The sequence below is a fragment of the Mesobacillus sp. genome (assembly GCF_047739415.1).
In the GTDB taxonomy this organism is placed as follows: Bacteria; Bacillota; Bacilli; order Bacillales; family Cytobacillaceae; genus Mesobacillus.
In genome coordinates this window covers 1-7,801 of the sequence record NZ_JBIQOE010000064.1, presented here as the reverse complement: position 1 = coordinate 7,801, position 7,801 = coordinate 1, and the positions used below count along the sequence as shown (strand labels likewise).

The 7,801-nt window shown below is 42.3% G+C and carries 10 protein-coding genes; 8 read left to right on the top strand and 2 right to left on the bottom strand.

Going from position 1 to position 7,801, the window contains the following annotated elements; all coding sequences use genetic code 11:
- Nucleotides 1-48: 48 nt before the first annotated feature.
- From mtnA to ACH0QE_RS05945, 8 genes are all read left to right on the top strand, one after another.
- The gene (mtnA, locus tag ACH0QE_RS05980) at nt 49-1,098 is read left to right on the top strand and encodes an S-methyl-5-thioribose-1-phosphate isomerase (RefSeq protein WP_415799779.1); all 1,050 of its coding nucleotides are present in this window, start codon (nt 49-51) and stop codon (nt 1,096-1,098) included.
- Between the two features lie 443 nt (nt 1,099-1,541).
- Nucleotides 1,542-2,063, top strand: a complete 522-nt coding sequence (locus tag ACH0QE_RS05975; protein WP_415799778.1) for a peroxiredoxin family protein — start codon at nt 1,542-1,544, stop codon at nt 2,061-2,063.
- Nucleotides 2,064-2,230: 167 nt separating this feature from the next.
- On the top strand, nt 2,231-2,362 hold the full coding sequence (locus tag ACH0QE_RS05970) for an FbpB family small basic protein (RefSeq protein ID WP_214708423.1): 132 nt from the start codon (nt 2,231-2,233) through the stop codon (nt 2,360-2,362).
- Between the two features lie 67 nt (nt 2,363-2,429).
- Nucleotides 2,430-2,573, top strand: coding sequence for an acid-soluble spore protein N (locus tag ACH0QE_RS05965; protein WP_079509087.1), 144 nt, complete (start codon nt 2,430-2,432; stop codon nt 2,571-2,573).
- 193 nt (nt 2,574-2,766) lie between these two features.
- Complete coding sequence (tlp, locus tag ACH0QE_RS05960; protein WP_192472350.1) at nt 2,767-2,988, top strand: small acid-soluble spore protein Tlp; 222 nt, start codon at nt 2,767-2,769, stop codon at nt 2,986-2,988.
- Nucleotides 2,989-3,099: 111 nt separating this feature from the next.
- Nucleotides 3,100-5,421 (top strand): AAA family ATPase, encoded by a 2,322-nt coding sequence (locus ACH0QE_RS05955; RefSeq protein WP_415799777.1) that lies wholly within the window; start codon nt 3,100-3,102, stop codon nt 5,419-5,421.
- Between the two features lie 30 nt (nt 5,422-5,451).
- Nucleotides 5,452-5,895 carry an acyl-CoA thioesterase gene (locus ACH0QE_RS05950; protein ID WP_415799776.1) on the top strand — a complete coding sequence of 148 codons (444 nt, stop codon included), beginning with the start codon at nt 5,452-5,454 and terminating at the stop codon, nt 5,893-5,895.
- 1 nt (nt 5,896) lies between these two features.
- Entirely contained in the window at nt 5,897-6,199 is a 303-nt protein-coding gene (locus tag ACH0QE_RS05945) for a hypothetical protein (protein WP_415799775.1), read from the top strand.
- Nucleotides 6,200-6,221: 22 nt separating this feature from the next.
- On the opposite strand, the gene ACH0QE_RS05940 is transcribed toward ACH0QE_RS05945, so the two are convergent.
- Both ACH0QE_RS05940 and ACH0QE_RS05935 read right to left on the bottom strand, forming a co-directional pair.
- Entirely contained in the window at nt 6,222-6,515 is a 294-nt protein-coding gene (locus ACH0QE_RS05940; protein ID WP_415799774.1) for a HesB/YadR/YfhF family protein, read from the bottom strand.
- A gap of 77 nt (nt 6,516-6,592) precedes the next feature.
- Nucleotides 6,593-7,759 carry a CapA family protein gene (locus ACH0QE_RS05935; RefSeq protein ID WP_415799773.1) on the bottom strand — a complete coding sequence of 389 codons (1,167 nt, stop codon included), beginning with the start codon at nt 7,757-7,759 and terminating at the stop codon, nt 6,593-6,595.
- Nucleotides 7,760-7,801: the final 42 nt, after the last annotated feature.

Genomic DNA, 7,801 nt, shown 5'->3' with positions numbered 1-7,801 from the left:
ATGATATGTAGTTTCAGAATTGTCTTAAAAGCCATAAGGAGGATCACCATGGAAGAAACATTTTTACAATCTGTAAAATATGACGGTGAAAAACTATATATTTTAGACCAAACAAAACTTCCCCAGGTCACTGAGTTCCTGGAAATCAACAATATTGAAGATGTATGGGATGCGATTAAACAGCTTAAAGTAAGGGGTGCTCCAGCAATTGGCATCGCAGCTGCCTATGGGCTGGTTATTGGTATCAAGGATGCACCAGAGGTTGATTTCGAAACATTTTATGAATTTTTCGAAAAGCAAGCTGATTACCTGGCTACCTCCAGGCCGACTGCAGTCAACCTTTTCTGGGCACTCAAAAGGATGGATACACGTACTAAAGTTGAAAGCAGCAAACCAGTAAAGGAAATTAAAAGGCTATTGGAAGAAGAAGCCGATTTAATTCGCCAGGAGGATGAAAATGTCTGCAGTTCCATTGGCGAGAATGCTTTGACCTTATTCGAAGACGGTATGACCGTTTTAACGCATTGCAACGCTGGAGGCATTGCGACAGCAAGGTATGGAACAGCGCTCGCTCCAATCTATTTGGCTAAGGAACGAGGAATGGATATCAAGGTGTTTGCTGATGAAACCCGTCCATTGCTACAGGGGGCACGCCTGACAGCGTGGGAATTAATGCAGGCTGGAATCGATGTTACCCTCATTACTGACAGCATGGCAGCCATGGTCATGCAACAGGGAAAAGTACAAGCGGTCATAGTAGGTTGTGATCGTGTAGCAGCCAACGGAGACGTAGCCAATAAAATTGGTACATATGGTGTAGCTTTACTTGCAAAAGCACACAATATCCCATTCTATGTCGCTGCGCCACTATCAACAATTGACATTGAAACAAAAACAGGTGATGAAATACCGATTGAGGAGCGGGCAGCAGAGGAAATAACTGCTGGTTTCGGTAAATCGACAGCACCTGAGGGCGTAAAGGTTTTCAATCCAGCCTTTGATGTGACACCACATCACTTAATTACCGCAATCATTACAGAAAAAGGCATCATGCGAGGAAACTACAGCGAAGAATTGCCTCGTTTGTTTGAAAAATAAGCATGCTTGAATGCCAGGGAGCGACTCCCTGGCATTTTTTATATATGGCTGCTTTTAAAGCAATCTGCATTTTGTGATTATAATCCTGAATCAGAGGTTGAAGGTGGAAGAACCAAGTTTGGACAAATCAGCGGGAGTGACAGTAAGTTTTGTCGGGCAGGTGACCCAGGTTCGTACAAATCAGCGAGTGGAACGGTACTTTTTGTCCGGAGGTGACCCAAGTTCAGACAAATCATCGGGAGTGACTGCACGTTTTGTCCAAAGATGACCCCAGGTTCATGTAACTCTGAGGAGTGTTATGTCCGAATTTTATTAAAAGACCAGCGACTACCATTTCTTCTTAAAAAATTCACATAATCCTCAAATTTTTTCACTTTTCCACTTTCATTATCTTTGTATACTTGGGATATCCTACTTGTAAATAAACCAAAGGGGGTTTTCCTATGGTCAAAAAAGCGATTGCTGCTGGTATTCTTGCTGGTTTGGTTTTATTTTCGTTATTCCAGCATTTTTATATGACGGAGGAACCACAAGCAATTGAAGCTTCAAAAGCAGTAACTGGAGTCGGTGCTGGGATGATAGCTCCTGATTTTACACTGAAAAACCTTGCTGGTGAAGAGGTTAGCCTGAAAGATTTCAGAGGTAAGAAGGTATTGCTGAATTTCTGGGCTACTTGGTGTCCGCCTTGTAAAGAGGAAATGCCGGCGATGGAGCAATTTTATAAAGAGAATTCAAAGGAAGTTGAAATTCTTGCCGTAAATTTGGACCCTCAGAACAATGTTAAGTCGTTTGTGAAGGACAATGAATTAACTTTTCCGATATTACTTGACCAAGATGGAGCCGTACAGCAAACATACTCAATCATTTCAATTCCTACCACATTCATTATTGATGAGCAGGGGTTGATTCTAAAAAAGCATATCGGTTCCATGACATACGAACAAATGCAGGAACTTTTAAAGTGACACCAGTACCGTGCTGCTGGTGTTTTATTATGGTAAAAATTGCATGGAGGATACACGAAAATATCGGGTAAGAATAAAATACGATTAAATTTTCAAAAAGTTGTAATAATTGAAACCGTTTCCGGACATAATAACTGTTACAATGATGACAAAGGATGGTGAACACGATGAGAAAACCTAGAAAGCGTTCTTTTCAAGAGCTAGTAATGGAAAACAAACGCCAACTTCTGAATGACCGTGATGCACTCGAGAGGATCGAGGCTAAATTAGAGCAAAAACACTTGGGTAAAGCTGAGTAAATATCATACATTACCATTTATGAATACCTCTTCTTTAGGAAAAACTTATTCTAGAGGAGGGATATACATGAGCAATCCTAAAAAGGACAGCAAGCACTATGTACCAAGCCATCTGGGAACGCAGCCGCGTGGATTCAGTGGCAATAAAGGAAAGAAAATGAATGATAAGTCGGGTGAACATGCCCAGGTAATACAAACTAAAGGTGAATAGTACAATGAATATGCCTGCCAATGTATTGGCAGGCTTTATTTCATTTTTATACTTGAATTCGTTACTAGCTCCAGCGCGTGTTAAGGTTGATCATGCCGCTGCGCTTTTCTTATAGTTATCCACTGTTTTCCGCTAATAATCAAAACGAGTAGTAGCATACTATTGATGTACTTTTTAAAAGGAGGTACATGAAATGGCAAATCATACACCAAAGCCAGACGATCGAAGCGATAATGTGGAAAAGCTGCAGTCCATGATCCATCATACGATTGAGAATATGGAGGATGCAGAAGCTGCAATGGTCAATTCGAGCCCAGAAGATCAGCAAAGAATCAAAGCTAAAAATGAGCGTCGCCGAGAAAGCATTGATGCCTTTAGAGCTGAAATCAAGGATGAAGCGCACAACCAGCAGTAAATAGGAAAGACCCGTCAGCAGGCGGGTCTTTTTCCGTTTGGTTAAAAATGTGATAATATACGGAATGTGAACTAATGTGTGTAATTAACTTTAGATAAAGAAGTGATTTGGATGGGACGACAAAAAAGCCAAATTCCTATAGATGAACAGATTTTGCTATGGGAAGAAGAGATAAATACAAAAGGATATATTCAGGATGAAGCCAGTTTGATCACCGCGGTCAGGATGCTGACAAAAAGTGAAGAGAATAAGAAGCTGTCTCAAACCCTGACTCTGGCTGCTCAATCGAGGGCCCAACGAAACGGTTATGATTCTCTTGTCCTCGAGTGGCTAAAGACTGCGATTGAACACAATCCGGCAAACAAGAAGGTAAAATCCTTGTTGGCCAGGAATCAATGGAAAAATAAAGGGAACTTATTTGACCAGCTAGTTTACCCTCGGATCAGGGAAACTGATAATCGTGCCTTAAAAAAGAAAACAGCAGAGCAGTACATAGATATTTCTCAGCAATTCTTATCACACGCTGAAGAAGAACTTGATGACCTAACAGCCCAGCATCTTGAAAAAGGGTCTGAACTTGAGGCGCAGTTTAACCGGCTGACCGATTTGCTGGAGAAGGCAATAGAAGAGACGGCAGCACTCCTGAAAGCAACAGAGCTATATGAAGAGTCAGTTACCGGAGTTTTCCACACTGCTGTCCATTATGAAGAAATGCAGAAAAGGCTTCAAAGCCTCGAAGATATCAAGACGCAATGGCAAGAGGAGTTTGCGGAGGATTTGGATAGCCAAACACAGTCTGAAATGGATCCTCTGGCTGAACTTAATAAAATGGTAGGACTGGAGTCGGTAAAGGAAAGAGTGAATGATTTTTACCGGTTCTTGAAGTACCAGCAAAAACGGAAAGAGCTTGGTCTGCAAACAAAGGATGATCAAAGCTTGAATATGGTCCTGACCGGAAATCCAGGAACAGGAAAAACCTCGTTAGCCCGATTGCTTGCCAAAATATATCATCAGCTTGGCGTATTGCCGCGTGAAGAAATAATTGAGGCTGACCGGTCTCAGCTTGTTGGTGCTTATGTCGGGCAGACGGAAGAAAATGTCAGGAAGGTCGTCGAGCAGGCTTTGGGCGGGGTACTGTTTATTGATGAAGCTTACAGTCTTAAGCGGGAAGGCCAGACTGGAAATGACTATGGTCAAACAGCTATCGATACACTAGTGTCCTTAATGACCGGAAATGAGTATGGAGGCAAATTCGCTGTGATCCTTGCTGGTTATCCAGAAGAAATGCGACAATTTCTTGACGCGAATCCAGGTTTAAGATCACGATTCCCTCAATCGAATATAATCCATCTCCCGGATTATTCTGATGATGAACTCTTGCAAATTGCTGAGCAAGCGGCACAGGATAACGATTATGCGATGACAGAACCAGCTAAGCTCGAGCTCAGGGATCGTATTGAAATGGAAAGAGTCGATGATACCTTCGGAAACGCCAGGACGGTACGCAACCTTGTGTTAGAAGCAATTTTCAAAAAGGGGTCCCGGCCTACTGAAGAAGATGACTTTTCGGCCTATACCTTATTGGAAAAAGAAGACTTTGAAGCACCTTCGAATCCTTCAGCGGAAAAACCATTAGACAGGCTGAATGCTCTCGTCGGATTAGATACTGTCAAATCAGAGGTTACCTCCCTGATCTCCTTCGTGAGGATGCAGCAGCTGCGGAAGGAAAAGGGATTGCCAGCTGTGCCGATACAGCTTCACTCTGTCTTTACAGGGAATCCGGGCACTGGAAAAACTACTGTCGCGAAGATTTACGCTGAGCTCCTGAAGGAATGCGGTATGTTAAAGCGGGGCCATCTGATTGTCAGCAGCCGCGCTGATTTTGTCGCTGGTTATGTTGGACAGACAGCCATCAAAACAAAGAAAAAAATCCGGGAGGCACTCGGTGGAGTATTATTCATAGATGAGGCTTACTCTTTGCTTGGTCAAAGCTCGGGTGATTTTGGCAAGGAAGTAATTGATACTCTTGTTGATGAAATGACAAGGCATAATGAAAATCTTGTCGTGATTCTGGCTGGCTATCCTGCAGAAATGGACATGCTGCTGGAAAGCAATCCTGGCCTTCGTTCAAGGTTCAAGAAGTTTTTCCATTTTCCAGACTATAATGTGAGTGATTTGCTGCTCATCATTAAGAGCTATGCTGGAAAGTATCAATATCAAATAAATGTGGAAGCTGAAGCTTTTTTAACTGCAAAACTCTCAGAAACAGAAATCAATGGGAACGGTCGATTCGCTACTAACTTAGTGGATGAAGCGATTCAATCCCAGGCATATCGATTGATTGACGGCGAAAATTTTGAGAATTTGGGTGAAGATGTTTTATACTTGGAAAAACAAGATTTTGAAGCGGCTTTAAAAAAGCTGTTAGATTAAACTTACAAGAAAAAACAAAGGGGATTACCAATGAAAATTTCTTCTAGGGAGATCGAGGTTAGATATGCGGAAACAGACCAGATGGGAGTCGTGTATCACGCTAATTATCTGGTGTGGATGGAACTGGGCAGAACACAATTGATTAAGGAGTTTGGCTTTAATTATGCAGAAATGGAGAAGGACGGAATCATCTCACCTGTCCTTGATATCCAAGCTTCCTATAAAAAACCATTGAGATATGGAGATACAGCTACAATCAAGACTTGGGTGGAGGAATATGATGGCATTCGCTCCGTCTATAAATATGAAATCTTCAATGGTGAGGGTGAGCTTGCATTGACTGGCAGCTCAAAGCATGTCTGTGTTAAAAAGGATAGTTTCCGGCCGATTTCGTTAAAAAGGAGCTTCCCTGACTGGCATGAAGCTTATCTACAGGCAATGAAGAAGCCAGAAGATGCAAAGGAGCAAGTCTGATTTGGCTTTCGGAATCAAGCGCCGCGAGCTTGAGGAATGGAAAGCTAAAATCGATAAAGGGGAGCTCGCCTTCCTGACCCATTACTGGATTGATGACCGCTTTCCAGAGTGTTCAACGGTTACAAAAGTAGGTTGCAGGGATCTTGAAAAGTTAGCTGAGTGGGGAAGGAAATATGGTTTGAGGCCGGAGTGGATCGACAAAAGGAAGATAAATTATCCTCATTTCGATCTTTTAGGAACAACGCAAGCTGAAATTCTGGAACAAGAGGGCATTAAGAACCATCTTTTAAAAGGGAAGAAATAAGGCAGGCGCATATGCGTCTGCCTTATTTCTTTTCGAATTTGAAATCAGGTTCCTGGCCAACCGGATGAAGCTCTACGATCATATCATGGCCGTCAAAATACCAAATATCTTTTTCTTCAATATAATAGGTAACACCGTTTTTTTCTGTTTTCACACCGATATGATCAGGTTCTTCCTTGGAGACACCTAATGAAAAACCTTTCTGGATTGAACTGAAACCACCGTACCGGACAAAAAATCGCAAATAGCTTCCGGATGAAAGGTCCATTTCGTTTTCATACCATGCTGCTGCATCATCATTAATTGTAATATTCATATTGTTCTCCTTCCATACCAGATAGACCGATTATAACATAAGCAATGCCCGGTCTTCATGGACCGGGCACTCTCACCTTATTCTTTTATAAATTGAGTCATATGATTCATGATCTCATTATATTTATTTTCTGCTCCAGCGAGACCGAATTTACCGGCTTCCTGCAAAGGAACCACCTGGTAATTCCTTTGCCGGCTGCTTGAAACAAAGGTTGGTAGGAATTCAGGCTTTTCCAATACGATTTTATTACCTTCCGGTGTGATGGTTTTAGTTATTTCAACAGTAGCAAGACCGCCGATATCTTTATAGTCCCACATTTGCCCGGACAGGAAATTGCCCAGAGAATAGACCACCAATGCTTTTCTGCCATCTGTCGCCGTCAGCCACGCCATAGGCTGGAGAACATGCGGGTGATGCCCGAAGATGATATCAACACCCTCGTCAACAAGGAACTGGGCAAGCTCTTCTTGGTCACCGGTAGGGAAGCGCTGGTATTCATTACCCCAGTGGATACTCATAACCACAACATCTGACTCTGCTCTAGCGCGATGAATTTCAGCCTTCATCGCTTCTCGGTCAATCAGATTCACGAGGTGATCCTTGCCTATAGGGACTGGAATCCCGTTAGTTCCATAGGTGTATGATAAATAGGAAACATCAATCCCATTTTTATTCAATATACGCAGCTTTTGCTGGTCGGCATCATCCTTGTATGATCCTACATAAGGAAGACCGGCAGCTTCCATATTTCCAATGGAAGCTAGTACACCTTTTTCAGACTTATCAAGCGAATGGTTATTTGCATTTGAAACAATATCCACTCCGGCGTCTATAAACGCCTCACCAACCTCAACAGGACTATTGAACATAGGATAGCTTGACAGTCCGATTTCCACTCCGCCAAGAAGCGTTTCCTGGTTCGCCAGCAATAGGTCAGGTTCGATTAAATATTCCTTAACATTACTGAGCATCGGTTTGAAATCATACCCGGGATTCACGAAAGCATCTTCGTATACCGTATCGTGGATCAGGATATCACCAATTGCTCCTAATTTCACCGTTTCCACAAAGCTCTTTCCGGAAACATCATAGCTTCTCTCAAGATGTGACTTTTGAGATTTCATTTTTATACTTGGTGCCTTGGCCTCGGCTTCATTATACATCTGAAATGTTAATACAGATGCCAAAACACCTAAGCCAGCAAACAAGGCCAGTCCATAAGGTTTTTTCTTCTTTTTTCTCATATTAATCTCCCCAGATTAGAATGAGGCATTTTTATTTTTAAG